30 protein-coding genes, 2 tRNA genes and 2 other RNA genes are annotated in these 25,426 nt (G+C 64.5%); 20 read left to right on the top strand and 14 right to left on the bottom strand.

The features are described 5' to 3' along the window. Window positions 1-22: 22 nt before the first annotated feature. Window positions 23-1,117 (bottom strand): AI-2E family transporter, encoded by a 1,095-nt coding sequence (locus tag HUW43_RS12420; RefSeq protein WP_188237710.1) that lies wholly within the window; start codon window positions 1,115-1,117, stop codon window positions 23-25. A 119-nt stretch (window positions 1,118-1,236) separates the two neighbouring features. Here HUW43_RS12420 and HUW43_RS12415 point away from each other — a divergent pair. The 3 genes from HUW43_RS12415 (at window position 1,237) to HUW43_RS12405 (ending at window position 4,109) form a co-directional block, all read left to right on the top strand. Beyond that, window positions 1,237-1,321 (top strand) — tRNA-Leu (locus HUW43_RS12415). A gap of 41 nt (window positions 1,322-1,362) precedes the next feature. Further along, entirely contained in the window at window positions 1,363-3,147 is a 1,785-nt protein-coding gene (locus HUW43_RS12410; protein WP_188237709.1) for a copper resistance system multicopper oxidase, read from the top strand. Then, window positions 3,144-4,109 carry a copper resistance protein B gene (locus HUW43_RS12405; protein ID WP_188237708.1) on the top strand — a complete coding sequence of 322 codons (966 nt, stop codon included), beginning with the start codon at window positions 3,144-3,146 and terminating at the stop codon, window positions 4,107-4,109. The genes HUW43_RS12410 and HUW43_RS12405 overlap by 4 nt, the downstream gene beginning before the upstream one ends. An 87-nt stretch (window positions 4,110-4,196) precedes the next feature. Here HUW43_RS12405 and rpsD read toward each other — a convergent pair whose 3' ends face one another. Beyond that, a complete protein-coding gene (gene rpsD / locus HUW43_RS12400) occupies window positions 4,197-4,808 on the bottom strand; it encodes a 30S ribosomal protein S4 (protein WP_011541096.1) in 612 nt (203 codons plus the stop codon). Window positions 4,809-5,007: 199 nt separating this feature from the next. Between rpsD and HUW43_RS12395 the strand changes: the two genes are divergently transcribed. After that, on the top strand, window positions 5,008-5,322 hold the full coding sequence (locus HUW43_RS12395) for a chorismate mutase (RefSeq protein WP_188237707.1): 315 nt from the start codon (window positions 5,008-5,010) through the stop codon (window positions 5,320-5,322). Window positions 5,323-5,327: 5 nt separating this feature from the next. On the opposite strand, the gene HUW43_RS12390 is transcribed toward HUW43_RS12395, so the two are convergent. The 7 genes from HUW43_RS12390 to rpiB all read right to left on the bottom strand — a co-directional run bounded on the left by HUW43_RS12390 (window position 5,328) and on the right by rpiB (window position 9,300). Then, complete coding sequence (locus HUW43_RS12390; RefSeq protein ID WP_188237706.1) at window positions 5,328-5,582, bottom strand: hypothetical protein; 255 nt, start codon at window positions 5,580-5,582, stop codon at window positions 5,328-5,330. A 204-nt stretch (window positions 5,583-5,786) separates the two neighbouring features. Beyond that, the gene (locus HUW43_RS12385; RefSeq protein WP_188237705.1) at window positions 5,787-6,053 is read right to left on the bottom strand and encodes a hypothetical protein; all 267 of its coding nucleotides are present in this window, start codon (window positions 6,051-6,053) and stop codon (window positions 5,787-5,789) included. A 42-nt stretch (window positions 6,054-6,095) separates the two neighbouring features. Continuing rightward, window positions 6,096-6,845, bottom strand: a complete 750-nt coding sequence (locus tag HUW43_RS12380; protein WP_188237704.1) for an RNA methyltransferase — start codon at window positions 6,843-6,845, stop codon at window positions 6,096-6,098. After that, window positions 6,842-7,309 (bottom strand): transcriptional regulator NrdR, encoded by a 468-nt coding sequence (gene nrdR / locus HUW43_RS12375; RefSeq protein ID WP_188237703.1) that lies wholly within the window; start codon window positions 7,307-7,309, stop codon window positions 6,842-6,844. The genes HUW43_RS12380 and nrdR overlap by 4 nt, the downstream gene beginning before the upstream one ends. A gap of 11 nt (window positions 7,310-7,320) precedes the next feature. After that, window positions 7,321-7,539 carry a hypothetical protein gene (locus tag HUW43_RS12370; RefSeq protein ID WP_188237702.1) on the bottom strand — a complete coding sequence of 73 codons (219 nt, stop codon included), beginning with the start codon at window positions 7,537-7,539 and terminating at the stop codon, window positions 7,321-7,323. 4 nt (window positions 7,540-7,543) lie between these two features. Continuing rightward, a complete protein-coding gene (gene glyA, locus HUW43_RS12365) occupies window positions 7,544-8,851 on the bottom strand; it encodes a serine hydroxymethyltransferase (RefSeq protein WP_188237701.1) in 1,308 nt (435 codons plus the stop codon). Further along, window positions 8,848-9,300: a ribose 5-phosphate isomerase B gene (gene rpiB / locus HUW43_RS12360; RefSeq protein WP_188237700.1), complete on the bottom strand. Its 453-nt coding sequence runs from the start codon at window positions 9,298-9,300 to the stop codon at window positions 8,848-8,850. The genes glyA and rpiB overlap by 4 nt, the downstream gene beginning before the upstream one ends. A gap of 114 nt (window positions 9,301-9,414) precedes the next feature. On the opposite strand from rpiB, the gene HUW43_RS12355 reads away from it, so the two are divergent. Continuing rightward, window positions 9,415-9,579 (top strand): hypothetical protein, encoded by a 165-nt coding sequence (locus tag HUW43_RS12355; RefSeq protein ID WP_188237699.1) that lies wholly within the window; start codon window positions 9,415-9,417, stop codon window positions 9,577-9,579. 104 nt (window positions 9,580-9,683) lie between these two features. On the opposite strand, the gene HUW43_RS12350 is transcribed toward HUW43_RS12355, so the two are convergent. Further along, on the bottom strand, window positions 9,684-10,340 hold the full coding sequence (locus tag HUW43_RS12350) for an alpha/beta hydrolase (protein WP_011541103.1): 657 nt from the start codon (window positions 10,338-10,340) through the stop codon (window positions 9,684-9,686). A 241-nt stretch (window positions 10,341-10,581) separates the two neighbouring features. Between HUW43_RS12350 and HUW43_RS12345 the strand changes: the two genes are divergently transcribed. The 13 genes from HUW43_RS12345 (at window position 10,582) to HUW43_RS12285 (ending at window position 21,622) form a co-directional block, all read left to right on the top strand. Then, window positions 10,582-11,673: a cysteine desulfurase family protein gene (locus HUW43_RS12345; RefSeq protein WP_188237698.1), complete on the top strand. Its 1,092-nt coding sequence runs from the start codon at window positions 10,582-10,584 to the stop codon at window positions 11,671-11,673. After that, on the top strand, window positions 11,673-12,002 hold the full coding sequence (locus HUW43_RS12340; protein ID WP_188237697.1) for a 2Fe-2S iron-sulfur cluster-binding protein: 330 nt from the start codon (window positions 11,673-11,675) through the stop codon (window positions 12,000-12,002). Before HUW43_RS12345 ends, HUW43_RS12340 begins: the two co-directional genes overlap by 1 nt. 108 nt (window positions 12,003-12,110) lie before the next feature. Then, window positions 12,111-12,887 carry a hypothetical protein gene (locus tag HUW43_RS12335; RefSeq protein WP_188237696.1) on the top strand — a complete coding sequence of 259 codons (777 nt, stop codon included), beginning with the start codon at window positions 12,111-12,113 and terminating at the stop codon, window positions 12,885-12,887. Between the two features lie 5 nt (window positions 12,888-12,892). Next, window positions 12,893-13,324, top strand: coding sequence for a hypothetical protein (locus HUW43_RS12330; protein WP_188237695.1), 432 nt, complete (start codon window positions 12,893-12,895; stop codon window positions 13,322-13,324). Window positions 13,325-13,400: 76 nt separating this feature from the next. Then, window positions 13,401-13,498, top strand: an RNA gene (gene ffs, locus HUW43_RS12325) — signal recognition particle sRNA small type. A 43-nt stretch (window positions 13,499-13,541) separates the two neighbouring features. Next, window positions 13,542-15,242, top strand: a complete 1,701-nt coding sequence (locus tag HUW43_RS12320; protein ID WP_411157946.1) for a DNA polymerase III subunit gamma/tau — start codon at window positions 13,542-13,544, stop codon at window positions 15,240-15,242. Continuing rightward, window positions 15,239-15,574, top strand: coding sequence for a YbaB/EbfC family nucleoid-associated protein (locus HUW43_RS12315; RefSeq protein WP_188237694.1), 336 nt, complete (start codon window positions 15,239-15,241; stop codon window positions 15,572-15,574). Before HUW43_RS12320 ends, HUW43_RS12315 begins: the two co-directional genes overlap by 4 nt. 211 nt (window positions 15,575-15,785) lie before the next feature. Next, window positions 15,786-18,182 (top strand): endopeptidase La, encoded by a 2,397-nt coding sequence (lon, locus tag HUW43_RS12310; protein WP_188237693.1) that lies wholly within the window; start codon window positions 15,786-15,788, stop codon window positions 18,180-18,182. A 168-nt stretch (window positions 18,183-18,350) separates the two neighbouring features. Then, window positions 18,351-18,623: an HU family DNA-binding protein gene (locus HUW43_RS12305; RefSeq protein WP_011541109.1), complete on the top strand. Its 273-nt coding sequence runs from the start codon at window positions 18,351-18,353 to the stop codon at window positions 18,621-18,623. A 179-nt stretch (window positions 18,624-18,802) separates the two neighbouring features. Beyond that, window positions 18,803-18,877: transfer RNA gene (locus HUW43_RS12300), tRNA-Val, on the top strand. A gap of 95 nt (window positions 18,878-18,972) precedes the next feature. Further along, the gene (locus HUW43_RS12295) at window positions 18,973-19,281 is read left to right on the top strand and encodes a PepSY domain-containing protein (RefSeq protein WP_188237692.1); all 309 of its coding nucleotides are present in this window, start codon (window positions 18,973-18,975) and stop codon (window positions 19,279-19,281) included. 115 nt (window positions 19,282-19,396) lie between these two features. Continuing rightward, on the top strand, window positions 19,397-20,062 hold the full coding sequence (locus HUW43_RS12290) for a response regulator transcription factor (protein WP_011541111.1): 666 nt from the start codon (window positions 19,397-19,399) through the stop codon (window positions 20,060-20,062). Between the two features lie 255 nt (window positions 20,063-20,317). Then, window positions 20,318-21,622 carry a sensor histidine kinase gene (locus HUW43_RS12285; RefSeq protein ID WP_188237749.1) on the top strand — a complete coding sequence of 435 codons (1,305 nt, stop codon included), beginning with the start codon at window positions 20,318-20,320 and terminating at the stop codon, window positions 21,620-21,622. 30 nt (window positions 21,623-21,652) lie between these two features. Here HUW43_RS12285 and HUW43_RS12280 read toward each other — a convergent pair whose 3' ends face one another. From HUW43_RS12280 to HUW43_RS12265, 4 genes are all read right to left on the bottom strand, one after another. Then, a complete protein-coding gene (locus HUW43_RS12280) occupies window positions 21,653-22,195 on the bottom strand; it encodes an NUDIX domain-containing protein (protein WP_188237691.1) in 543 nt (180 codons plus the stop codon). A 104-nt stretch (window positions 22,196-22,299) separates the two neighbouring features. Further along, the gene (locus HUW43_RS12275; RefSeq protein WP_188237690.1) at window positions 22,300-22,986 is read right to left on the bottom strand and encodes a TPM domain-containing protein; all 687 of its coding nucleotides are present in this window, start codon (window positions 22,984-22,986) and stop codon (window positions 22,300-22,302) included. A 12-nt stretch (window positions 22,987-22,998) separates the two neighbouring features. Next, a complete protein-coding gene (locus tag HUW43_RS12270; protein ID WP_317450865.1) occupies window positions 22,999-23,826 on the bottom strand; it encodes a TPM domain-containing protein in 828 nt (275 codons plus the stop codon). A gap of 1 nt (window position 23,827) precedes the next feature. Then, the gene (locus HUW43_RS12265; RefSeq protein ID WP_188237689.1) at window positions 23,828-24,430 is read right to left on the bottom strand and encodes a LemA family protein; all 603 of its coding nucleotides are present in this window, start codon (window positions 24,428-24,430) and stop codon (window positions 23,828-23,830) included. Between the two features lie 117 nt (window positions 24,431-24,547). On the opposite strand from HUW43_RS12265, the gene mscL reads away from it, so the two are divergent. Continuing rightward, entirely contained in the window at window positions 24,548-24,970 is a 423-nt protein-coding gene (mscL, locus tag HUW43_RS12260) for a large conductance mechanosensitive channel protein MscL (protein ID WP_188237688.1), read from the top strand. A gap of 39 nt (window positions 24,971-25,009) precedes the next feature. Next, window positions 25,010-25,365, top strand: a transfer-messenger RNA (tmRNA) gene (gene ssrA, locus HUW43_RS12255). Window positions 25,366-25,426 lie beyond the last annotated feature (61 nt).

The raw sequence follows: 25,426 nt of genomic DNA, 5'->3' as shown, positions 1-25,426 counted from the left end.
CTCGTGTCGAGCGCGATCAACGTTAATCCGCCCCCGCAATCTTGATCTCTTTCCCCAGCAACGTCTTCACATACACCCGCTGCACCAGCACAAAGACCACCACCGTCAGCGGCGCGGCGAGCAGCACGCCGAGGAAACCGAACAGCAATCCTGCGGCCACGACCGCGAACAGAAGCACCGCCGGCGGCACGTCGACGGCTTGTTTCTGGATCATCGGTTGCAGGAAATTGCCCTGCAATTGCTGAATGACGAGGAACAGGATCAGCGTCCACAGCGCCGTCATCGGCGACACGGTGAAGGCAAGCAGTACCGCGGGAATGCCCGCAATGATCGGGCCGATCATCGGGATGACATCGAGCAGCCCGGCGATGAGGCCGAGACCGCCCGCCGCAGGCACGCCCAGCAGCGCCAGCCCCGCCCAGGTAAGCGTCGCGACGACCAGCGACGATACCGCCTGTCCGACCATCCAGCCTTTCAGTCCGCGCGCCGCATCGTCCAGCGCGAGTGCGGCGGTCGTTTCGGCGCGTGCGGGCATCAAGAGCAGCAGGCCGCGGCGATAGGTGGCGGGATCGCTTGCAAGGAAAATCCCGGCGACGAGCACAAGCACGAAATCGGCGATGCCGCTTCCCGCGGCGAGCGCATAGCCCCCCGCCTGCGAGATGATCTGCGAAATATCCTCGCTGCCCACTTCGGCCAGCGTGCGCATCCGTGCGCCGAGGCCGTAGCGGTCGAGAAAGGCCTCGACCCCCTGCACGGCGCGCGGAACCTGCTGCTGGATCGTGTCGATCTCGCGCGCGAGCTGCGATCCGAAGAGAATGAAGGCCCCGGCAAAGACGGCGATCATCCCCGCGACCGACAGCGCGAGCGCGATCCCGCGACCGACGCGCACATGGCGCACGATCCAGCTTGCGATCGCATCGAACACCGCGCCGAGTACGACGGCGGCGAACACCAGCATGAAAAAGCGCGTCAGGCTGACCGCGAGCCATGCGACGCCGGCGATCGCGATGACGATCACCGCCGCCATGGCAATGCGGCCGGGACCGAAAGCGGGTGCGGGCGGCGCCTTGGCCGGCGGGGCGGGACGGGCGGGGGATGCCTTGCTCTTGTCGGTCATATCTCTCTCTTATGCAGGATGCCGCTTATCCACTAGACGGAAAGCATCTTTCTGTGGCAACGGCTGCCCGGCAACGGCAAACGCGCGGGAATCGCAATCCGCACCGACGCCGTCCACGGGCCCCTGTGGTGAAATTGGTAGACGCGCTCGACTCAAAATCGAGTTCCGCAAGGAGTGCTGGTTCGAGTCCGGCCAGGGGCACCAAAGCCGTCGATACGCGACGGCCAGCGATTTCAAAAGCCAGGATGGATATGCAGATTGACAGGCGCGGGTTCGTGAACGGGGCGCTCGGTGGCGGTGCGCTGGCGGCGCTCGCCGCCTGTTATCCGGCATGGGCACAGCCGGTATCGGCGGGCATCGCGCCGCCGCTGCCCAGCGTGTCGGGAACCGACATCCGCCTGCGCATCGCGCGCCAGACGCTGCGCGTCGACGGCAGGGTCACGCGCGCGATCGGCATCAACGGCACGGTGCCGGGGCCGCTCATCCGCCTGAAGGAAGGGCAACAGGCGCGGCTCACCGTCGTCAACGACCTTGACGAGGACAGTTCGATCCACTGGCACGGGTTGATCCTGCCCTTCCATATGGACGGCGTTCCGGGGGTCAGCTTTCCCGGCATCAAGCCCCGCTCGACCTTCGTTTACGAGTTTCCCATCGTCCAGTCGGGCACCTATTGGTATCACAGCCATTCGGGATTGCAGGAACAACTTGGTCATTATGGCCCGATCGTCATCGATCCCGCCGGTACCGATCGCGTGGCTTTCGATCGTGAACATGTGATCGTCCTGTCGGATCACAGCCGCCTGTCGCCGCACGAAATCTTTCGCAAGCTCAAGGTCAATCCGGGCCATTTCAACATGCAGCGCCAGACGCTTGCCGGATTGCTGGCGGGCGAGGACCAGCCGCTCAGGGACCGGCTGGCGTGGGGCGCGATGCGGATGGACCCCACCGACGTCGCCGACGTCAATGGATCGACCTATACATTCCTTGTCAACGGCTATGGCCCAGCGGACAATTGGACCGCGCTGTTCCGCCCTGGCGAGCGTGTGCGGCTGCGGATCATCAATGCCTCGGCAATGACGATCTTCAACGTCCGCATCCCCGGACTGGCGATGACGGTGGTGCAGGCTGACGGGCTGAACGTCCGGCCGGTCGCGGTCGACGAGTTCCAGATCGGCGTCGCCGAAACCTATGACGCCATCGTCACCCCGGTCGAAGAACGCGCCTACAGCTTTGTCGCCGAGGCCAATGACCGGTCGGGGATGGCGCGCGCGACGCTGACGCCGCGGGCCGGGCTGGTCGCGCCCGTTCCCGCGCTGCGCGCCCGCCCGCTCGCGACGATGAAGGACATGGGCATGGGCGACATGCCGGACGGGAAGGGCGGCGATGGCGATGCTGGCTGCACCGCAGAACATGCCGCGATGGGCCATTGCACCCCGGCGGACGAGGGTGCGCACGTCGGCCATGGCGGCATGGACCACAGCATGCGCGACTTTTCGGTTGCGCCGCAGGTAAAGCGCGACCCCAGCGTCCAGTCGATATCCCCCATGCCGGTCGACCGGATGGCCGAACCGGGGCAGGGGCTTGAAGATGTGGGACACCGCGTGCTCACCTACCACGACCTTGTCGCGCTCGATCGCAACCCCGACGTCCGCGCGCCATCGCGGTCGCTCGACATCCACCTTACCGGAAACATGGAACGTTTCATGTGGTCGTTCGACGGGGTGAAGATGTCGGACCATCACGAACCCATCCCCTTCATCGAGGGAGAGCGTGTGCGCGTGAATCTCATCAACGATTCGATGATGAGCCATCCGATCCACCTGCACGGCCATTTTTTCGAGCTGGTGACGGGCAAGGGCGACCACGCGCCGCGCAAGCATACGGTGATCGTCCAGCCGGGCGGGATCGCGACCTTTGACTTCACTGCCGACGCCGTGGGCGACTGGGCGTTTCACTGCCACCTTCTCTATCATATGCACGCGGGAATGATGCGCGTCGTCAGCGTGCGTCCAAAGGGGGATGCGGCGTGACGCGCGCCTTGCTGCTGATCGGTATGTCGTTCGCCGCCTTTGCTGTGCCCGCGGCGGCGCAGTCGCACCATGGCGGGCACCATGCGCCGACCACCGACCCCAGGAAACCGGCCGCGCAGGGCGATCCTGCCTGCACGCCCGATCATGCGGCGATGGGGCATTGCACCCCGGCTGACGACAGGCCGGCCGAACCACCGGCGGGCAGCGGCACCGATCTGCCTGCCGGCGACGCCCCCGCGCCGCCGCCGCCGCGTGACTGGTATGCCGACCGCTATTTCCCGAAAACCGAGATGGACCATGCGCGCCACGCGATGATGGTCGAAAACGGCGGTCAGAGGGTGGGTTTCGTCAGCCTCAATCTTGCCGAATATCAGGCCCGCAAGGGTCGCGACGGCTTTCGCTGGGAAGGCGAGGGCTGGTACGGCGGCGACATCCATCGGCTGACGGTCAAGAGCGAGGGTGAAACCGCGTTCGGCGAGGGCGTCGAGGCGGGCGAGGCGCAACTTCTCTACAGCCGCGCGATCGGCCCCTATTTCAACGCGCAGGCCGGGGTGAGACAGGATTTTGGGCACGGGCCTGATCGCACCCACGCGGTGATCGGGGTCGAAGGACTGGCGCCGTGGTGGTTCGAGGTCGAAGGCGCGCTTTTTCTGTCCGACAAGGGCGACCTCACCGCGCGCATCGAGGGCAGCTACGACCAGCGCATCACCCAGCGGCTGATCGTGCAACCGATGGCCGAGATCGGTCTCGCGGCGCAGGATGTGCCCGAAAGCGGAATCGGCGCGGGTCTGTCCGACATCGAACTGGGCCTTCGCCTCCGATACGAGATCGTCCGCGAATTTGCGCCCTATGTCGGCATCGAATGGGCGCGCAAGATCGGGGATACGGCGCGTTTCGCGCGCGCCGACGGCGACGATGTCGACAGCCTGAATGTCGTTGCCGGGGTGAAGCTCTGGTTCTGAAGCGCGGCGTGCGCGCCGGCACCGCGCGAACCGAAAAGGGCGGCCCGTTGCCGGACCGCCCCTTTGTTTCCGCGATGAAACGCCCGATCAGCGCGAATAGAATTCGACGACCAGATTGGGTTCCATCTTCACCGGATAGGGCACTTCGTCGAGCGTGGGCACGCGGACATAGGTGGCCTTGGTGCCGTCGACCGCCAGATATTCGGGCAGATCGCGTTCGGGCAGGCTCTGCGCTTCGGCGACCAGCGCCATTTCCTGCGCCTTCTTGCCCAGGGTGATTTCGTCGCCCGGCTTCACGAGGCGGCTCGCGATGTTGCATTTCACGCCGTTGACATAGACGTGGCCATGGCTGACGAGCTGTCGCGCCGAGAAGATGGTCGGCGTGAACTTGGCGCGATAGACGACCGCGTCGAGGCGGCGTTCGAGCAGGCCGATCAGGTTCTGGCCGGTATCGCCCTTCATCCGCGACGCTTCGATATAGTTTTTCTTGAACTGCTTTTCGGTGATGTCGCCGTAATAACCCTTCAGCTTCTGCTTGGCGCGCAGCTGGATGCCGAAGTCCGACATCTTGCCCTTGCGGCGCTGGCCGTGCTGGCCGGGGCCATATTCGCGGCGGTTGACCGGGCTTTTCGGGCGACCCCAGATGTTTTCGCCCATCCGGCGGTCGAGTTTATACTTGGCGCTCTGGCGCTTCGACATTTGCGTCTCCAATATGCTGTGTGCCGAGGGATTTCGGCGTTTCCCGGATCGCACCGCACGGACGTTCCCGTGCGCGACCGCCGCTTCACCGGGGTGCGGAGTCCATTGCGAAGGCGGGCGGTTAGACGGGAAGGGGCGCAAAGTCAAGCGCCGCGCCGCCCGCTCGACAGCGGCGAAAAAGCCGCTAAAGGCTGCGCGCATGACGAGTGCCAAACTTCCCCACCAATGCGAAACCATGGCCGACGTCCGCGCCGGGGTGGATCAGGTGGACCGCGAACTCGTCGCCCTGCTCGTCCGGCGTTTCGGCTATATGGACGCCGCGGCGCGGATCAAGACCGACCGCGCCAGCGTGCGCGACGAGGCGCGCAAGGCCGAAGTGCTCGACAATGTCGCGCGCGCGGCGGAGGTCGCGGGGCTAGAACCCGCGCGGCTGCGCGCAGTGTGGAACGAACTTGTCGAACAATCGATCGCCTATGAGGCGGTTCGGTGGGACCGCCTGCGCGCGCTCGATTGAGCGGTTCAGTTCATATTGCCGGCCGCAGCCTTTTCGGCGGCTGCCTGGGTCACGTCGCCGACGGGCGTCGCAGGCTCCGTTACCGTGCGGCAAACACGCTTCGGCACGGAACTGCCGGTCATTTCGACCTTCTGACAGACTTTTTTGGGCTTGGCCGACTTGACCGGCCTGGCAGGCTGACCGGCATCGGTCGCTGTCGGCGATGCGGCAGCTTCGGGCGCTGCCGTGGCGAGGGAAAGAGCGAGCAACAGGCTGATCATGCGAACAAAACTCCTGGGGGAAGGGACGCGGACGGACCTTCGGCGATTATGATTTTACCGGTGATCGCCGCTCTGGTCGGCGACAATGACTTCTAAGCTAGTTGGCCTGTCGACGGACGAAGCCACGAAGGATCGGATTGATCGAGCCGCGACAGGGACCGACCACAGCTGTGTGCCTGGAATGCTTTGCGGGCGACGTATCGCTTAATCGACCGCGCCGTTTCCAGTTTGTGCCTTGTAACTTTGATCAATCAATTCGAGCGATTGCATTCCGGCGCCGCCGTCATTCGCCCATTCCTGTTCGGTTTTGCAGACGCTGCGGCTGAGATTGCTTCCCGTCCGCCGAACGCTTTTGCAAACCCGCTTGGGTTTCCTGGCCTTTTCGGGCGCGGCCTGTGTTGTCGCGGTCGCTTGTCCATTGGCGTCAGTCGGCGCCGACGCGGCGAACGCCGCCGCAAGAAGAAGGGTCATCACGGGAAGGGGCTCCTGAAATTATCTATTGGAACCAGCCTATTATATTTTTCCGCTGCGGCCAAGAGCCACAATGATCCCGTGCATCATGCGGATGTCGTTGTGCGACCAGCCCGTCTTGGTCAGCGTCGTGCGCAGCGCGCGCAGCGTCGCCTCGCGGCGTTCGGGCGGAAAGAAATAACCGCTTTTGTCGAGGTCGCGCACCAGATGCCCGATCAACTCCTCCAGCTCGCCGTGCGGCGCGGGCGGATCGAGCGGGACCTGGGGCGGGCTGGCAAGCGCGGCAACGCCCTCGCCGATCCCCGCGACATGCTTTGACCATTCGTAGGCAAGCAGGATGACCGCCTGCGCCAGATTGAGCGAACCGAAGGCAGGATTGATCGGCACGGTGACGATCGTGTGCGCGAGCGCGACGTCATCGGTTTCGAGTCCCGATCGTTCGGGGCCGAAAACATAGGCCGATCGCCCGGCGCGTGCGTGGACCTCCCGCGCCGCGGCTTCGGGGGTCAGCACCGGCTTGGTGACGCCGCGCTTGCGCACCGTCGTGGCATAGATGGTCGTGCAGTCGGCGACGGCTTCGGCGAGCGTTCCGAAAACCCTTGCTCCCGCGAGCACGACGTCGGCCCCCGCCGACGCCGGCCCCGCATCGGGATTGGGCCAGCCGTCGCGCGGGCTGACAAGCCGCAGCTCGGTCAGCCCGAAGTTCAGCATCGCGCGCGCCGTCTTGCCGATATTCTCGCCAAGCTGCGGACGGACAAGGACGATGACGGGGGGCGGGGATGCCGCGGTCATTTGTGCGGCCGCGCCGCTTCGGTGATCGACGATGCGAACTCCTCGAAATCCCTGGCTTCGGTAAAATCGCGATAGACGCTGGCGAAGCGGATATAGGCGACATTGTCAAAACCCTTGAGCGCTTCCATCACCATCGCGCCGATCTGCGACGCCTGCACCTCGCTCTCGCCAGAGGTTTCGAGCTGGCGCTGGATGCCCGACACCAGGCGTTCGATCCGCGCGCCGTCGATCGGGCGCTTTCGGCATGCAATCTGGACGCTGCGCATCAATTTTTCGCGGTCGAAGGGTTCGCGCGTCCCGCCTGCCTTGAGCACCACGACTTCGCGCAGCTGGATGCGCTCGAACGTCGTGAAGCGCGCGCCGCAATCTTCGCACTGGCGGCGGCGACGGATCGCCGCGCCATCCTCGGTCGGACGGCTGTCCTTCACCTGGCTGTCTTCATGTCCGCAATAGGGGCAGCGCATCGTTCGGAACCTTAGCGTTTCACCCGTGCGTAAAGCGCGATCGCGGCGCCCGCGAAAAGGCCGACCGGCCAGGTCACGACCGGCAGCACCGCGCCCGCCACCGCCCCGATCACGCCGCCGGTCAGCACCGCGGGCGTCGAGGGATGATCCATCCCCTGCCTGCCCATTGCCTTGACCTCTTCGATCGTGAGTTCGATCAGCGTCGGCTCCTCGGGGTGCTGGCGCGCCATCACCCTATCCCTGATAAATGGGGAAGCGTTCGCAAAGCGCGCGCACGCGGCGGCGGACATCGGCCTCGACGTCGGCGTCGCCATGTTCCCCCTTGTCGCGCAGCGCTTCGAGCACGTCGGCCACCATGTCGCCGATGGCCTCGAACTCGGCGATGCCGAATCCGCGCGTCGTGCCCGCGGGCGAACCGACGCGGATGCCGCTGGTCTTCACCGGGGGCAGCGGGTCGAAGGGCACGCCATTTTTGTTGCAGGTGATCGCGCTGCGTTCGAGCGCCTCGTCGGCGTCGCGGCCGGTGATGCCGAGCGGGCGCAGGTCGATGAGGGCAAGGTGCGTGTCGGTGCCGCCCGCGACGATGTCGGCGCCGCGCGCCTTCAATCGGTTCGCCAGCGCCTGCGCATTGGCGATCGTCGCTTTCGCATAGTCCTTGAACTCGGGGCGCAGCGCTTCGCCGAAGGCAACCGCCTTGGCGGCGATGACGTGCATCAGCGGGCCGCCCTGCAGGCCGGGAAAGACCGCCGAGTTGATGCGCTTGGCAATCGCTTCGTCATTGGTCAGGATCATGCCGCCGCGCGGGCCGCGCAGCGTCTTGTGCGTCGTCGTGGTGACGACATGCGCGTGCGGCAGCGGCGAAGGGTGCGCGCCGCCGGCGACGAGCCCCGCGAAATGTGCCATATCCACCATCAGCAGCGCGCCGACATCGTCGGCGATGCTGCGGAAACGCGCGAAATCGAGCGTGCGCGGATAGGCCGAACCGCCCGCGATGATGAGCGCGGGGCGATGTTCTTTCGCCAATGCTTCGACCTGGTCGAAATCGACGAGATGGTCGTCGGCGCGCACGCCATATTGGACGGCGTTGAACCATTTGCCCGACATCGCGGGCGGTGCGCCGTGCGTCAGATGACCGCCGGCGTCGAGGCTCATTCCGAGGATCGTCGCGCCCGGCTTGGTCAGCGCCAGCATCACCGCGCCGTTCGCCTGTGCGCCCGAGTGCGGCTGGACGTTCGCATAGCCGCAATCGAACAGCTGTTTCGCGCGGTCGATCGCCAGTTGCTCGACTTCGTCGGACGGCGCGCAACCCTGATAATAGCGGCGACCGGGATAACCTTCGGCATATTTGTTGGTGAAAACCGACCCCTGGGCTTCGAGCACCGCCTTCGAGACGATATTCTCGCTCGCGATCAGTTCGATCTGATATTGCTCGCGTTCAAGTTCGCGCTGCATCGCCGCCGCGACCGCCGGGTCGACCGCGCCGACGCCGTCGGTGAAATAGCCGGCCGACCTGATGGGCTTGTCGAGCATGTCTGTAGTCATCGGCTGGTCTCCAGTTGAGGCGGATTCGAAAGCTTGTCGACGCGGCGCGCGTGACGGTCGCCGGCAAAATCGGTGGTCAGGAAGGCGTCGAGGCACGCCTTGGCCATGTCGATGCCGGTAAGGCGCGCACCCATCGCGATGACGTTCGCATCATTATGCTCGCGCGCCAGCTTTGCCGACAGCGGTTCGCAGACGAGTGCGCAGCGTGCGGCGGGATTGCGGTTGACCGAAATCGAAATGCCGATGCCCGAACCGCAGAGCGCCACACCCCGCTCCGCCCGCCCTTCGGCAATCGCAGCGCCGAGGCGATAGCCATAATCGGGATAATCGACGCTTTCGGGGCCGTTGGTGCCGAGATCCTCGACCGCATGTCCCTGTTCGCGCAGCCAGTCGGCGAGCAGGGCTTTGAGCTCGAAGGCGGCGTGGTCGGAGGCGATGGCGATGCGCATGGTGCGGCTCCCGCAAAGGGATCAAGGGAATCGATGAGCGCGCTTTAGGCGAAGGCGCCGGACTTTGCCATAAGCGAGGTGGCAAATTTGTGACGCCGCGGGTAAAGCCGCGCCATGTCCGATACGATCATCTCGATCCTGATGCTCACCGGCGTCGCGCTGACCGGCGGCGCGGCTTATGTGTTCCGCAGCGGCGACCGGCGCCGCGCGCTGCTGATGCTGGTCGCGGCGCTGGTGATGTTCGCCAATGTCGCGGTGTGGCTGGCGCCGGTGAAATAGCCTTGTCGTCATCGCGAGCGAAGCGACGCAATCCAGAACGGCTTTACGCCGTCCCTGGATTGCCGTGCCGCCTTTGGCTTCGCGTGATGACGAAGCCGGTAATATCAGCGGATCGGCGAATCGGGCGCGAGCCGCATATCCAGATAATTGTCGAGCGACTTCATCAGCTGGTCGAGCTCATGCTCAAAGAAATGGTTCGCGCGCGGGATTTCGTCGTGATGGATGGTGATGCCCTTTTGGGTGCGCAGTTTGTCGACCAGTTTCTGCACCGCGCTCGGCGGCACGATCTCGTCCTGCCCGCCCGCGACGATGATGCCCGACGAGGGGCAGGGGGCGAGGAAGCTGAAGTCATACATGTTCGCCGGCGGCGCCACCGACAGGAATCCGCGGATTTCGGGCCGGCGCATAAGCAGTTGCATCCCGATCCACGCGCCGAAGCTGAACCCCGCGACCCAGGTGGTCTGCGCTTCGGGATGGATCGACTGCACCCAGTCGAGCGCCGAGGCGGCGTCGGAAAGTTCGCCGATGCCGTTGTCGAAAGTGCCCTGGCTGCGGCCGACACCGCGGAAGTTGAAACGCAGCACCGCGAAGCCGCGCGCGACAAAGCTTTTGTACATCGCCTGTGTGATGCGGTCGTTCATCGTGCCACCGCCCTGCGGGTGCGGGTGGAGGATCAGCGCGACCGGCGCGCGCGGACGCGGCGGCGGAGAAAAACGGCCTTCGATGCGGCCCTCGGGGCCGGGGAAAATGACGTCGGGCAATGGACACCTCGATTTCTTGGGCTGGCCCCCGATTCGCCGGACCGGCGGGGTGGCGGAGCGGGATTGGCGCCTATATAGAAACTGGGTCTCGACTTGCAACTTTTGCGAATCGCTCGCAACAAGGCGTGATATTTTTTGTTTTCCGTTCGCATCGAGCGCAGTCGAGATGCCCACCGCTGTTCCGCTGGGTGTCTCGGCTTCGCTTGACACAAGCGGATTTTGAGGACGGCCAAAGCCCGCTATGATCTACCTCGATTATCAAGCCACCACCCCGCTTGCGCCCGAAGCGCGCGAGGCGATGCTGCGCTGGCTGGCGGGGCCGGGAGAAGGCGAGGGTTTTGCGAATCCGTCGAGTACGCACAAGGCAGGCCGCGCCGCCGCTGCGGCGGTCGAGGTCGCCCGCGACCAGGTCGCCGCGCTGCTGCCCAGGGGCGGGCGCGTCTATTTCACGTCGGGCGCGACCGAGGCGCTCAACTGGGCGCTGTTTCGGGGCGCGCAGGCGCAAAGCGGGGGCGTCGCGGGGCTGAGCATCGAACATGCCGCGTCGCTGCAATGTCTGGAGCGGTTGAACGCGACGATCCTTCCGGTCGACGGCAAGGGGCTTGCCTTGCCGCCCGATGACGCGCTGATCCCGGAGGGCGGAATCGTCGCGGCAATGCTCGTGAACAATGAGGTCGGGACGATCCAGCCGGTCGCCGACTTTGCCGCCGCCGCCCATGCGAAGGGCAGTTTGCTGCTGTGCGACGCGGTCCAGGGCTTTGGTCGCATCGCGATTCCCGAAGGCGCCGATCTGATTGCCGTGTCGGCGCACAAGATCCACGGCCCCAAGGGCGTCGGAGCGCTGTGGGTGCGCGACGGGGTGAACCTTGAACCGCTGATGGTCGGCGGCGCGCAGGAACAGGGGATGCGCTCGGGCACCGTTTCGCCCGCGCTTTGTGCAGGCTTTGGCGCGGCGGCGGCGCTCGCGGCCCGGCGGATGGACAAGGATGCCGAACATGTCGAGCGGCTCTGGTCGCTCGCGATGGAGATGCTCCCCGAATGGTCGCTCAACGGCGATGCGGAGCGCCGCTATCACGGCAATCTCAATATCCGGCGCGAAGGCGTGAACGGTCTGCGGCTGATGTCCGATGCGCGCGATATCGCCTTTTCGCTGGGCAGCGCGTGCGGCAGCGGGTCGGGCAAGGTCAGCCATGTGCTGCGCGCGATGGGGGTCAGCGAGGTTGATGCCCGCGCCTCGATCCGCCTCGGATGGGGACGCTATACCACCGAAGCGGAATTGCGCGACGGTTTGAACGCGATCAGGGCCGCGGCGCGGTTGCAGGGGGTCGATTGATGCGCATCGTCTTCGTCCACGCCGACGGCAAGGGCCGCACCGAGGCCGAGGCGCAGCCGGGTGACATATTGCTCGACGTCGCGCAGACGCATCTGATGCCGCTCGAAGGCACATGCGAAGGTCAGATGGCCTGCTCGACCTGCCATGTCATCGTGGCGAAAGAGGATTTCGGCCGCCTTCCGCCTGCGAGCGAGGAGGAAGAAGATATGCTCGACCTTGCGGCGGGGGCGCGGCGGACGAGCCGCCTGTCGTGTCAGATCATGCTGACCGACGACCTCGACGGGCTGACCGTGCATATCCCGGCCGAAAGCCGCAATATGCAGCGCTAGCAGGAAGGGGTCGGGGCGTTTCAGTCCTAACCCGCTGTCTATCAAGTCGAAAACGCAACTTTCATCCTCCCCGGACGTTCCGTGATCGGATTCCGGGGAGTTTAGGTCATGGCCGATGAAAGCGATGAGATTGTCGTCATCGGAGAGCGTAACGAATCGGGCGAATTGATCGCCATCCATTCGATGACCTTCGCTGAATATCAGGGGTCGCGCTTCTATACACCGCGGGAGGTCGATGAGAACGGTCCCGCACCGTCAATCTCGGCGCCGATCGTCGTGCGCGTAAAAGTCGAGAATGCGGCGAATCAGGCGCGCGCGGAAGAAGCGGCGGCCAAGCTGGTTCAGGGCATCGCCCATGTGATGCAGGAACTGGCTGGAGCCGATCCCAATGCCGCTATTGACGTTCTTGGTCGATCTTACGCGATCGGCGATATCCTGGCCGATCTTGCGAACACGGACTTCACCATAATCGACAGGAATGATTTCCAGAATAATGGAGTAGGCGCGGCATCGCGCGGCGTGCTTGGTCAGCCTAACTCCGATATAATCAACATGGACGCCCTGCTCGACGGCTATACCAATGATGTGTGGCCGATAGAATATGGTTTGACAGTCCTTATCCTTCACGAAATGGGCCATATTTCCACAATAGGAACTGCGTTTTTTCGAGCAAGTTTCGATTTTTGGAGAAGCGAGAATCCTAGTGCGCCAGCAGGCGAATTCTATACGCCGCCTACAGATTATTCGCAGAATTTGGAATATTTTGCGGACGCTTTCAAGGATCAGGTGGTCGCTCAAGCCGGACTTGATGCAGGGTGGGATGTTGGGGGTGGTGGAGTTCCGGTCGAACCATCTCAAATCCATCAACAACATATAGGTGGTTGAAGGCGATGGCTGATTATCGATCAATCTATGTCGCTGTCATTGTCGCAATGCTGGCGTCTTGCGCGATGCATGAACAACGGTCGAACGACAGGTCGGTTTCCTCCGTCAACACCAACGCCGCCGCATTGGGCGGACAAAATGTTTCCGTAATCGGTCATGGTGTCAATTCCTTCGGGCAAGCTGAACTCTGGGGCAATTTGGGGATGCGAATGCATGGCTATGGTGATCGCCAAGCGCGTGCGCGCGAGTGTATTCAACTCAGGGATGGACTGGCTGGCCCCGATATCTTTGCATCCGGTGCGCCGCGCTATCGCATCACGGGAAAAATTTATATCGACAAGCCGCGAAATCAGCCCATCGCTTGCAATAGTGGGACCGTGCTGATTCCAGAATTGGTCGAACCCCTCGACTATCGCACGCCTTATCCCCGGCCGTGAAATCCGCGTAAGCCCGCGCAGGAGGCTGGTCGGGCTCGGGCATCTTGCATTTCCGTGCCGCCGTCGCCATATGCGCTACGGGAGTCGGGCGGACGCAGTCTTCGCCAACCCGGTCAGGTCCGGAAGGAAGCAGCCGCAACGAATTCGCTGCGGGTCGTTCCGGCTCCCACCCATTTCCCCCTTCGACAAGACCGCGGCGTCCCCCTAAGACGGGGACATGAGCGATTCCGCCGACGACGAAACCCCGATGCTGGGCATGGACCTGCCGGAGACGGCGCCGCCCGCGGCCGCCGCGAGCGGTCCCTACCGCGTTCTCGCGCGCAAATATCGTCCGCAAACCTTTGCCGAGCTGATCGGGCAGGATGCGATGGTCAAGACGCTGGGCAATGCCATCGCGCGCGACCGCCTCGCCCACGCCTTTCTGATGACTGGGGTGCGCGGCGTGGGCAAGACGTCGACCGCGCGGCTGATCGCCAAAGCCTTGAATTGCATCGGCCCCGACGGCCAGGGCGGGCCGACGATCGACCCGTGCGGCCTGTGCGAGCCGTGCCGCGCGATCACCGAAGGGCGCCATATCGACGTGATCGAGATGGATGCCGCGTCGAACACCGGCGTCGACGATGTGCGCGAGATCATCGAGGCGGTTCGCTACGCCGCGGTGTCGGCGCGCTACAAAATCTACATCATCGACGAAGTGCATATGCTTTCGCGCAACGCCTTCAACGCGCTGCTCAAAACGCTCGAAGAACCGCCGCCGCACGTCAAGTTCCTCTTTGCGACCACCGAGGTCAACAAGGTGCCGGTGACGGTGCTCTCGCGCTGTCAGCGCTTCGACCTGCGCCGCATCACCCCCGATATGTTGTTCGCGCATTTCAGCGCGATCTTGCAGAAGGAAGGCGTCGAGGCCGAGGCGCCGGCGATCTGGCTGATTGCCAGCGCCGCCGAAGGGTCGGTGCGCGATGGCCTGTCGATTCTCGATCAGGCGATCGCCCACGCCGATCTGGACGGAGGCGGAAAGATCAGCGCCGATCAGGTCCGCGCGATGCTCGGCCTGTCCGATCGCTCGTCGATCGCGCAGTTGATGGCGGCGATACTGGAAGGGAACAGTGGCGGCGCAATCGACCTCGCCCGTGCGCAATATGCGCTGGGGATCGAACCCGTTGCGATGGTCCGCGGCCTGATGGACCTCACCCACGCGGTCACGCTCGCCAAGGTGTCGCGCCACGACGATCCCGCGCTCGCCGCGGCCGACCGCGAGCGCATCGCCGACTGGGCGCAAAAGCTGGGTTTCGCGCCGCTCAATCGGCTCTGGCAATTGCTGCTGAAGGGGCATGAGGAGGTGCTTCGCGCGAACAATCCGCTCGAACATCTCGAAATGCTGCTGCTGCGCGTCATCTATGCCGCATCGCTCCCCGATCCGGGCGAACTTGCCCGGCTGCTCGAATCGGGCGGGGTGCCGTCGCTGCCCGTTGCAGCCCCCCCGGCGGCGTCGGGACAGGAACGTGCGACGGCCGATCCGACGCCGAAAGATGAAGCTCCGGCGAGCGCACTCACCGTCGCGCAGATCCACTATCTGCTCGAAAGCACCGGAAACCATCAGCTTGCACGGCAAGTCTATGATGACCTCCAGGTTCTGGAACTCGAACCCGGCCGCCTCGTCTATGCTCCTGCGCCGACGCTCGACGGCGATTTCGCACGAAGGCTCGGCGAAGCGTTGTTCAGCCAGACGGGAAGCCGTTGGCAGGTGCGCGAAGGTGTGGGCGAAGGGCGGCCCAGCCTGGGGCAGACGAAGGCGGCGCAGCTTGCCGACAATGATGCGCGTATTCGGGAACTGCCCGTCGTGAAGGCCGCGCTGGCGGCTTTTCCCGACGCGCGGCTTGTCGCAGGCGACAATAATCAGCATAGGTCCATGCCATGAAATCGATCGAAGAAATGATGAAGGCTGCGCAGGAAGCCGCAGCCACCGTGCAGGCGCAGATGCAGGAGGCGCAGGCGAAGCTCGACAGCGTCGAGGTCGAAGGCGTGTCGGGCGGCGGCCTTGTGAAGATCAAGGCAACCGCCAAGGGGCGGATCAAGGCGATCCACATCGACGACAGCCTGATCGTCCCCGCTGACAAGCAGATGCTCGAGGATCTGCTCGCCGCCGCTTTCAACGACGCGCGCGAAAAGGCCGATGCCGCGAGCAACGAGGAGATGAGCAAGATGACGAGCGGCCTGCCGCTGCCGCCGGGTTTCAAGCTGCCGTTTTGACCTGAACCGCCGCCCCCGCGCAAGCGGGCCGCCGTCGTTTTTCCCGGCAAGGCTCAACCCAGCTTCCAGCGACCCCCGCCTGCGCGGGGGCGACGTTGATCCTTTCGTTCAGCACTCGTGCATTGAACGCCGGTCAAGTTACGCCATATTAGCGTTGACCAACCTATAGCAGAACGGCGCGCCCGGGCGCGGCGCGCGTTCAGGAGCCGTGATGACGCAATCTTATCCCCTTCTTCCGCTGCGTGACATTGTCGTTTTCCCGCACATGATCGTGCCGCTGTTCGTCGGGCGCGATCGCTCGGTCGCCGCGCTCGAAGCCGCGATGGAGACGGGCAAGGAGATTTTTCTCGTTGCGCAGCTCGATCCGGGCGAGGACGATCCGCAACGCGACGATCTCTACGATGTCGGCGTGATCGCCACCGTGCTCCAGCTTTTGAAGCTGCCCGACGGCACCGTGCGCGTGCTTGTCGAGGGCAAGGAGCGCGCGAAGCTTTTGTCGCTCGCCGACGAGGGCAAGGCGGTGATGGCGAGCGTGAAGCCCATTGCCGATACAGTCGATGACAGCGCCGATACTGCGGCGCTGATGCGCTCGGTCGTCGACCAGTTTGAAAATTACGCCAAGCTCAACAAGAAAATGCCGGCGGAGACCGCGGTGCAGCTGTCGCAGATCGACGACGCCTCGCGCCTTGCCGACTCGGTCGCGGGCAATCTCAACATCAAGGTCGCCGACAAGCAGGCCTTGCTCGTCGAGGATGCGCCGTCGAAGCGGCTCGAAATGGTGTTCGCCTTCATGGAAGGCGAACTTGGCGTGTTGCAGGTCGAAAAGAAGATCCGCGGCCGCGTGAAGCGCCAGATGGAAAAGAGCCAGCGCGAATATTATCTTAACGAGCAGCTGAAGGCGATCCAGCGCGAACTGGGTAACGACAATGGCGAGGGCGGCGACGACCTCGCCGAGCTCCAGCTCAAGATCGACGGCCTCAAAATGTCGAAGGAGGCCAGGGCCAAGGCGAACGCCGAGTTGAAGAAGCTGCGCGCGATGGCGCCCATGTCGGCCGAGGCCACGGTCGTGCGCAACTATCTCGACGCGCTGATCGGCCTGCCGTGGGGCCGGAAGTCGAAGCTCAAGAAGGACATCGCCAAGGCGCAGGCGATCCTCGACGACGATCATTATGCGCTCGAAAAGGTCAAGGACCGGATCGTCGAGTATCTTGCGGTGCAGGCGCGCACCAACAAGCTGAAAGGCCCGATTCTCTGCCTCGTCGGGCCGCCGGGCGTCGGCAAGACCTCGCTCGGCCGCAGCATCGCGAAAGCGACGGGGCGCGAGTTCGTGCGCCAGTCGCTGGGCGGCGTGCGCGACGAAGCCGAAATCCGCGGCCATCGCCGCACCTATATCGGCTCGCTGCCGGGCAAGATCGTGACCAACCTCAAAAAGGCCGGCACGATGAACCCGCTGTTCCTGCTCGACGAAATCGACAAGCTGGGCCAGGATTTCCGCGGCGATCCCGCATCGGCGCTGCTCGAGGTGCTCGACCCCGAACAGAATATGAAGTTTCAGGATCATTATCTGGAGATCGACGTCGACCTCAGCGACATCATGTTCGTGACGACGGCGAACTCGCTCAACCTGCCGCAGCCATTGCTCGACCGCATGGAGATCATCCGGCTGGAAGGCTATACCGAGGATGAAAAGGTCGAGATCGCGAAGCGCCACCTCATCGCCAAGCAGGTCGAGGCGCACGGTCTGAAGGATGGCGAGTTCGAACTGACCGAAGAGGCGCTGCGCGACCTCATCCGTTATTACACCCGCGAGGCCGGCGTGCGCACGCTAGAGCGCGAAATCGCGCGGCTGGCGCGCAAGGCGTTGCGCAAGATCCTCGAAGGCAAGGCGGCCAGCATCACGATCACGCCTGAAAATCTTTCCGAGTTTTCGGGCGTGCGGAAGTTCCGCCATGGCGTCAGCGACCGCGAAGACCAGGTCGGCGCGGTCACCGGCCTTGCATGGACCGAGGTCGGCGGCGAGCTGCTGACGATCGAGGCGGTCACCGCGTCGGGCAAGGGACAGGTCAGGACGACCGGCAAGCTCGGCGAAGTGATGACCGAATCGGTGCAGGCCGCGCTGTCCTTCGTGAAGGCGCGCGCACCCGCTTATGGCATCAAGCCCAGCCTGTTCGCGCGCAAGGACATCCATATCCATTTGCCCGAAGGCGCGGTGCCCAAGGACGGCCCGTCGGCGGGCGTCGGCATGGTCACGGCGATGGTCTCGACGCTCACCGGCATCGCGGTGCGCAAGGATGTCGCGATGACCGGCGAGGTGACGCTGCGCGGCCGCGTGCTCGCGATCGGGGGGCTCAAGGAAAAGCTGCTCGCGGCGCTGCGCGGCGGAATCTCGACCGTGCTCATCCCCGAAGAGAATGAGAAGGATCTGGTCGAAATCCCGGCGAACATCACCGAAAAGCTCAAGATCATCCCGGTCAGCCATGTCGATCAGGTGCTGGCCGAAGCGCTGGTTTCGCCGGTCGAACCGATCGAATGGACCGAGGCCGACGAGCTTGCCGCCTCGCCCCCGCACGGCCCCGGCAACGAGCCGGAGAGCGCGATTCGCCACTGAGTTGGCGGCCGCAGGCCGCCCTTCGCCCCAAATTCGTCGCAGAAACGGCGTTTTGGGGCGTTTTTCTGCCTTTTTTGCTTTGACAAGCCGGGGTTAAACATCGTTAGTGACGCGCCATGGCTTCGGGCCATGAGAATCATCCAACCATAATACAGGGGTTCCTTAGGCATGAACAAACAAGACCTGATCGCCGCCGTCGCCGATTCGAGCGGCCTGACCAAGGGTGATGCCAGCAAGGCCGTCGAAGCCGTCTTCGACGCGATCACGGGCGCGCTGAAGAAGGGCGGCGAAGTCCGTCTCGTCGGCTTTGGCACTTTCGCGGTCAGCAAGCGCAAGGCGTCGACCGGCCGCAACCCGCGCACCGGTGAAACGATGACCATCGCGGCGTCGAACCAGCCGAAGTTCAAGGCCGGCAAGGCGCTCAAGGACGCCGTCAACTAAGTTGGCCCGCGCCTTTTGACATGAACATTTCGGGCCGCGGCGCAAGCTGCGGCCCGTTTTGCGTTTCGGCCGGGCCGATTCCGTTGACCCGATGATCAGGCAAATGGGCGTTGCATTCGCCGCATGAGCGGCTATGGACGTCCGGCTTTCGGACGGCGGATCACGGTCCGCACCGGGACGGGCGCGTAGCTCAGCGGTAGAGCACACCCTTCACACGGGTGGGGTCACAGGTTCAATCCCTGTCGCGCCCACCATGGCGTCGCCGCCATGGCATCCGGTCACGAACCCGAACCGCGGCTGACGCGGCCATTCATCGGCTATTCAATGCTTTCGCGTTAGAGACACGGCCATGTTCCGCATCCTGACCCTTTCGCTCGGCTCTGCGTTGCTGCTTTCGGCGGCCGCGCCCGCGGTCGCGCGCGGCGATCGCGACCATGAACATCTCCGGCAGGCTGCGGCCGAGGGGCAGGTGGTGCCGCTGGGCAAGCTGGTCGCCGAGGTCCGTTCGCGCCCGCCCTACAGCGATATGACCTATCTGGGCGGGCCGCAGTTCGACGCGGGGCGGATGATCTACAAGCTCAAATTCATGGACGGCAGCCAGGTGGTCGTCGTCTATGTCGACGCGCGCACGGGCCGGATCGTCGGTCGCAATCCCTGACATCGCACCCTGACCGCACCGACGCGCAACCATTTTTTGCGATGAACGTGCGGACTTGATACACAGTCGAAACATGCCGCCGATGCTGGTCGGCGCGCCAAGGAAAGGCGTTTGAATGCGGATCTTGATTGTCGAAGACGAACCCACGCTGGGGCCGCAGCTCAAAGCGACGCTGGAAGGGGCGGGTTATGCCGTCGACCTTGCGACCGACGGCGAGGACGGGCATTTTCTGGGTTCGACCGAAACCTATGACGCCGCGATCCTCGACCTTGGCCTTCCCGAAATCGACGGGTTGACCGTGCTTGACCGCTGGCGTCGCGAAAAGCGCAATTTCCCGGTGCTCGTGCTGACCGCGCGCGACAGCTGGTCGGACAAGGTGGCGGGGCTTGACGCCGGCGCCGACGATTATCTGGCCAAACCGTTCCAGACCGAAGAGCTGATCGCGCGCCTTCGCGCGCTGATCCGCCGCGCGTCGGGCAATGCGTCGAGCGAGCTGACGGCGGGCGATGTCCGTCTTGACACGCGATCGGGCCGGGTCACGCTTGCGGGCGAGCCGGTGAAGCTCACCGCGCAGGAATATAAGCTTCTTTCCTACCTGCTCCACCACAAGGGCAAGGTCGTGTCGCGCACCGAACTGATCGAGCATATTTACGACCAGGATTTCGACCGCGATTCGAACACGATCGAGGTGTTCGTGACGCGCATCCGAAAAAAATTGGGCGCCGACATCATCACCACCATCCGCGGCCTCGGCTACCAGCTCGACGATCCGCAGGGTTAGCGCCCGATCGTTGGGAATGCAGCAGCTTGCCGTCCTTGACGGTCATCCCGGCAAAGGTCGGCATCTCGTCCTCGCTTCGTATTGCAGCGGCGAGATCCCGGCCTTCGCCAGCATGACGGCTCGATGAGAATGGACCAGGACGAATCAGCCAAAGCGGATACCCGAAACGTGCGGGAAGGGGCTGTCGCCGTCGCGGATTCCCAGTCGAACGGCCCGGCCCCCTCCAGCCGCATGACCGGCTCGCTGGCGCGACGGATGATCGCGATCGCGGCGCTGTGGATTTCGGTGCTGCTGATCGGCGGCGGTTTCGCGCTCGACCGCGTGCTGACCAGCGCGATCACCCGCAATTTCGACTCGAACCTTGAATATGTGCTGATCGCGATGATCCGCTCGTCCGAGATCGGGCCGGACGGCGAGGTTCGGCTGATCGAGCCGCTGGGCGACCAGCGGTTTCTGGAACCCTATAGCGGGCTTTATTGGCAGATCAGCGGCGGCGGGCAGGAACCCTATCGTTCGCGGTCGCTGTGGGAACGCACATTGAAAGCGCCGACGCCGCATATCGACGACCAGCTTCACACCTATGACAGCGACCAGTTTCCGGAAGAGGAACTGCGCATCCTTGAACGCAATGTGATCCTGCCGGGCAGCGAGGTCAGCTGGCGTTATCAGATCGCCCAGTCGCGCGAAACGCTCGACGCCCAGATCGGCGCGGTGCGCAAGACGCTGATCCCCAGTCTCGCGCTGCTGGGGCTCGGTCTCATCATCCTCGCCGCGCTCCAGACCTTTTACGGTCTCTGGCCGCTGCGCCACATCCGGCGCGCGATCGCCGCGATGCGCGGAGGGCATAACCGCCGCGTCGATGCGCCGCTGCCGCTTGAGGTGCAGCCGATGGTCGACGAGCTGAACGCGCTGCTCGCGCATAATGAAAAGCAAGCGGAGGAGGCGCGGCTGCACGCCGGCAATCTTGCGCATGCGTTGAAGACGCCGCTCACCGTGCTCGTCAACAGCGCGACCGGATCGGATTCGCAGCTTGCGAACATTGTGCGGCGCGAGGCGGCGACGATGCAGCGGCAGGTCGACCACCATCTTGCGCGCGCGCGCGCGGTCGGGCGGCGCGGCGCGGCGCAGGCGCGCGCGGTGGTGTGGGACAGCGTCCAGAGCGTGTCGCGCGCGGTCTTCGCCCTTTATCCCGACACACGGCTCGACGCCGCAGGGGACCGATCGCTGGTCGTGCAGGTCGAACGGCAGGACCTGGACGAACTCGTCGGCAATCTGCTTGAAAATGCAGCGAAATATGGAGGCGGAAGCGTTTTCGTGACGATCGGGCGCGACGGCGCGATGGCGGAAATCATCGTCGAGGATGACGGTCCCGGAATCTCGCCGGCCGACCGTGTGCGCATCTTCGACCGCGGCGTGCGGCTCGACAGCGGCAAGCCGGGCACCGGCCTGGGGCTGGCGATCGTCCGCGACGTCGCCGAAATCTATGGCGGCGGCATTGCGTTGGAAGCGAGCGAGGATCTGGGCGGGCTGCTGGTGCGCCTGCGCCTGCCGGCTGTATAGGCGCGCCCGCGTTTCGACCGGAAGGCGCCGTCAGGCCAGCCAGCCGCCCGCCAGCAGCATCGCAACGCGGACGTCGATGCCGCAGCCGTCGGCGCGTTTCGCCGCGACGAAATCGGCGATGTCACGGATCGCGACGCGATGGACGATGATGTCCTCGCCATCGACGCCGCCACCGTCGCCGATCCGGGTCAATCCGGTCGCCACCAGCAGCGTGAAGCTTTCGCTGACCATGCCCGGCGAGCTGTAGAACTCGCCGACGTTGCGCCACGTCGCGGCGCGATAGCCGGTTTCCTCTTCCAGCTCGCGCGCGGCGGCGATTTCAGCCGCTTCGCCTGCCCTGTCGTCGCCGACCAGCCCCGCGGGCAGTTCGAGGCAGTTGCGCTTCAGCGGCACGCGATATTGCTCGACAAGGATGACGTGCCGTCCATCCGACGCGTCGTCGATCGCCAGGATCACCGCGGCGTGGATGCCGCGCGAGCGCGAGACATATTCCCAATCGCCCTGCTGCCTGACCGTGACGAAGCGGCCTTCCCAGCGCGTTTCGATCGGCGTGTCAGGGGCGGGGCGGGTCATCTTCCATCCTGTTTCGTCATCGCGAGCGGCGCAGCCGCGCGGCAGCGCAGAACGCGCGTGAACCGTGCCGGATTGCACGGCCTTGCCCGCACCGAGGCGGTAAATCAAATCTCGATCAACCGGTCGCAGAGTTCGTTGGGATTGTCGGCGCTTTTCGGAAAATGGGTCGCGAGCACAGCACCCACCTGCCGCACCGCTTCGGCCATGCCCTCGCCGGGCTGGCCCGCGCGGATGCGGTCGATCAGCGCGGCCATCGCATCGCCCCAGATGGCGGGCGACACCTTCGATGCGATCGCTTCGTCGGCGACGATGTCGGCGCGATGCTCGGCAAGGCTGACATAGAGGAGGACGCCGGTGCGGCCGACCGTCTTTGCCTCGGTTCCGACCTTGAACAGGTCGATCGCGCGGTCGCGGGCGCGTGCGGCCTTGATCGACCGCGGCGTCAGCGCGAGCCGCAGCGGGCGCCAGAGCAGGATCAGCCAGATGCCGATCCACTTGACGACGCCAAAGGCGATGATCGTGCCCAGCCATTCGTTCGCGGTCGGTTCATGCCCCCAGCCGCCGCGCAAGGCATCGTAAAGGCCGCGAAAGAAATCGGGGAACAGCGCGACGAGCGACATGGCGAGGAATGCGCCGACGCTGGCCCAGACGAGCGCGACATCGTCATAATCGCTCGACCGTGCGGCGATGATCGTGACGATCTCGCCGTCGGTGGCGCGCTCGGCGGCCGCGACCGCAGCGGTGACGATGCGATGGTCCTCGGCGTTCACATGATGGACTTTGCGTGGCATGTTTTTCGTTCCCTACCAGCCGCCCGACGCGCCGCCGCCGCCGAAGCTGCCGCCCCCGCCCGAAAAGCCGCCCCAGCCGCCGCCACCGCCCCACGACGATCCGCCGCCGCCCCAGCCGCCCCAATCGTCATCGTCGCCCCAGATGATGATGGGCGCCGCGCCCCATGGGCTGTCGCGGCGCCGCCGCCGTTTCTTGCCGCGCCCGCGGCTCGTCAGCCAGGGGATGACGAAAAAGATGAGGATGATGAAGCCGAGGAAGAACAGCCCGCCGAAATTGCCGTCGTCGGCGCGGTCGCGCTCCTGCGCTGCTGCCGCTTGCGCCCGCGCAGCGGCTTCCTCGGGCGGCAGCTCGATCTGTTCGGCGATGGCGTTCACCCCGGCCTGGATGCCGCCGGGATAGTCGCCCTTCTTGAAATGCGGGGTAATGGTATCGCGGATGATCCGGCCCGACATCGCATCGGTCAGCACGGGTTCGAGCCCCAGCCCGACCGCGATGTGCATCCGCCGCTCGTTCGGGGCGATCAGGAAGACGACGCCATCGTCACGCTCGGCATCGCCGATCCCCCATTCGCGGCCGAGGCGATAACCGTAATCGGCCACATCGCGGCCTTCCAGATCGCTGACCGTCGCAACGACAAGCTGGTGCCCCGTGCGTTTTTCGAGGTCGAGCAGCTGCGCATTGAGCGCGGCTTCTTCAGCCGCGGGAATGATGTCCGCCTGATCGACGACGGGTTGGCCCGCAAGCTTGGGAAAGGTCTGCGCGGTTGCGGGCACGGCAAAAAGCAGCAGCCCGGAAAGGGCCGCTTCCGCCAGCGAACGGAGAAAGGCGGGTGTGCCCACCTTATTGTCCGAAATCGACCTTTGGCGCCTGGTTGGCGTTGGGCGTCACCGCGCGATACGGCGTCATCGGCCGGGCGCCATGGACGATCTTGGCGCCGATGATGTCGGGGAAGGTGCGGATCGTCGTATTATAGTCCTGCACCGCGGCGTTATAATCCTGCACCGACACGTTGATGCGATTTTCGGTGCCCTCAAGCTGGGTCATCAGGTCGGCGAAACGCTGCTGGCTGGCGAGCGTCGGATAGGATTCGACGGTGGCGAGCAGGCGGCTGAGCGCGCTCGACACGTTACCCTGCGCCTGCTGGAACGCCTGCACCTTGGCGGGATCGTCCAGGTCGTCGGTGCTGAGCTTGACCTGCGTCGCCGACGCGCGCGCCTGGATCACGCCTTCGAGCGTCGATTGTTCGATCTGCGCGGCGCCCCTGGCGGTTTCGACGAGGTTGGGGATCAGGTCGGCGCGCCGCTGATAAGCGGCCTCGACATTGGCCCATTTGGCCTTGGCGGCCTCTTCCTTGGTCGGCACGCTGTTGATGCCGCACGCGGACAGGCTCATCGCGGCGACGGGCAGGATCAACCAGCGGGCGTTGCGATAGGTCATGGTCATCAGGCTCCCTCCGGCGGCGTTTTGCCGCAACAATACACATAATAGGAAGGCGCTTGCCTTTGTGCAATCGCCGCGGCACGCTTTGCGGCCAGGTTCGGGTTTTCGGGGAGCGCCAACATGCTGGGAGAGTTCAGGCAATTCATCGCCAAGGGCAATGTCATCGACCTGGCGGTGGGGGTCATCATCGGCGGCGCCTTTGCGACGATCACCGGCTCGCTGACCGAAGATGTCATCATGCCGCTGGTCGGCGCGATCTTTGGCGGGGTCGATTTTTCGAGCCAGTTCATCCTGCTCGGCCGCGTGCCCGACGGGGTGCCCGCAACCGACTATGCCGCGCTGAAAGAGGCGGGCGTGGCGATGATCGGCTATGGCGCCTTTATCACCGCAGTGATCAATTTCCTGATCCTCGCCTTCATCATCTTCCTGCTCGTTCGCTGGGTGAACCGGGTGATCCGAAAACAGGAGGCGGAGGCTGCGCCCGCGGGGCCGAGCGAGGTCGATCTGCTCACCGAAATCCGCGACGAATTGCGACGGAAATAATCCTTTCCCCCGGATAGCCGCGGATGGGAGCATGGAGACCCCCTTCCCATAGGCGGGCCGGTTTCCTATATGGGGGGCGTCGGTTTCGGCCGACTATGAGGATAAATGGTGTCGTGGAATAGACACAGCGGACCCGGGGGCAGTACCCGGCGGCTCCACCACAAACCCGCGTTTTCGCAAGGGTGCGCGGGTTTCTGACGGGGCCGAACCAGGATCGACGTGTGTTCAAAGACGATGCTTTCTTCCGGGCTGAGTAACCCGTTCAAGGCTCAAAACCAATAAGTGCTAACGATAACGAAGCACTCGCTCTTGCTGCCTAACCGATAAGCCTCGCGGCCTAAGGTTAGACAAATAGAACGCGGTTCGGACCGAACCGGGCAACAGAATCGGATACCAGCGGCTGGGGACGAGCCGGGCAACAGAATCGTCCCACCTTATCTGTCCGGCTGACGCCGG

This window comes from Sphingopyxis sp. LK2115 (assembly GCF_014595975.1).
Lineage (GTDB): Bacteria > Pseudomonadota > Alphaproteobacteria > Sphingomonadales > Sphingomonadaceae > Sphingopyxis.
This window is presented reverse-complemented; position numbering and strand designations above follow the sequence as displayed.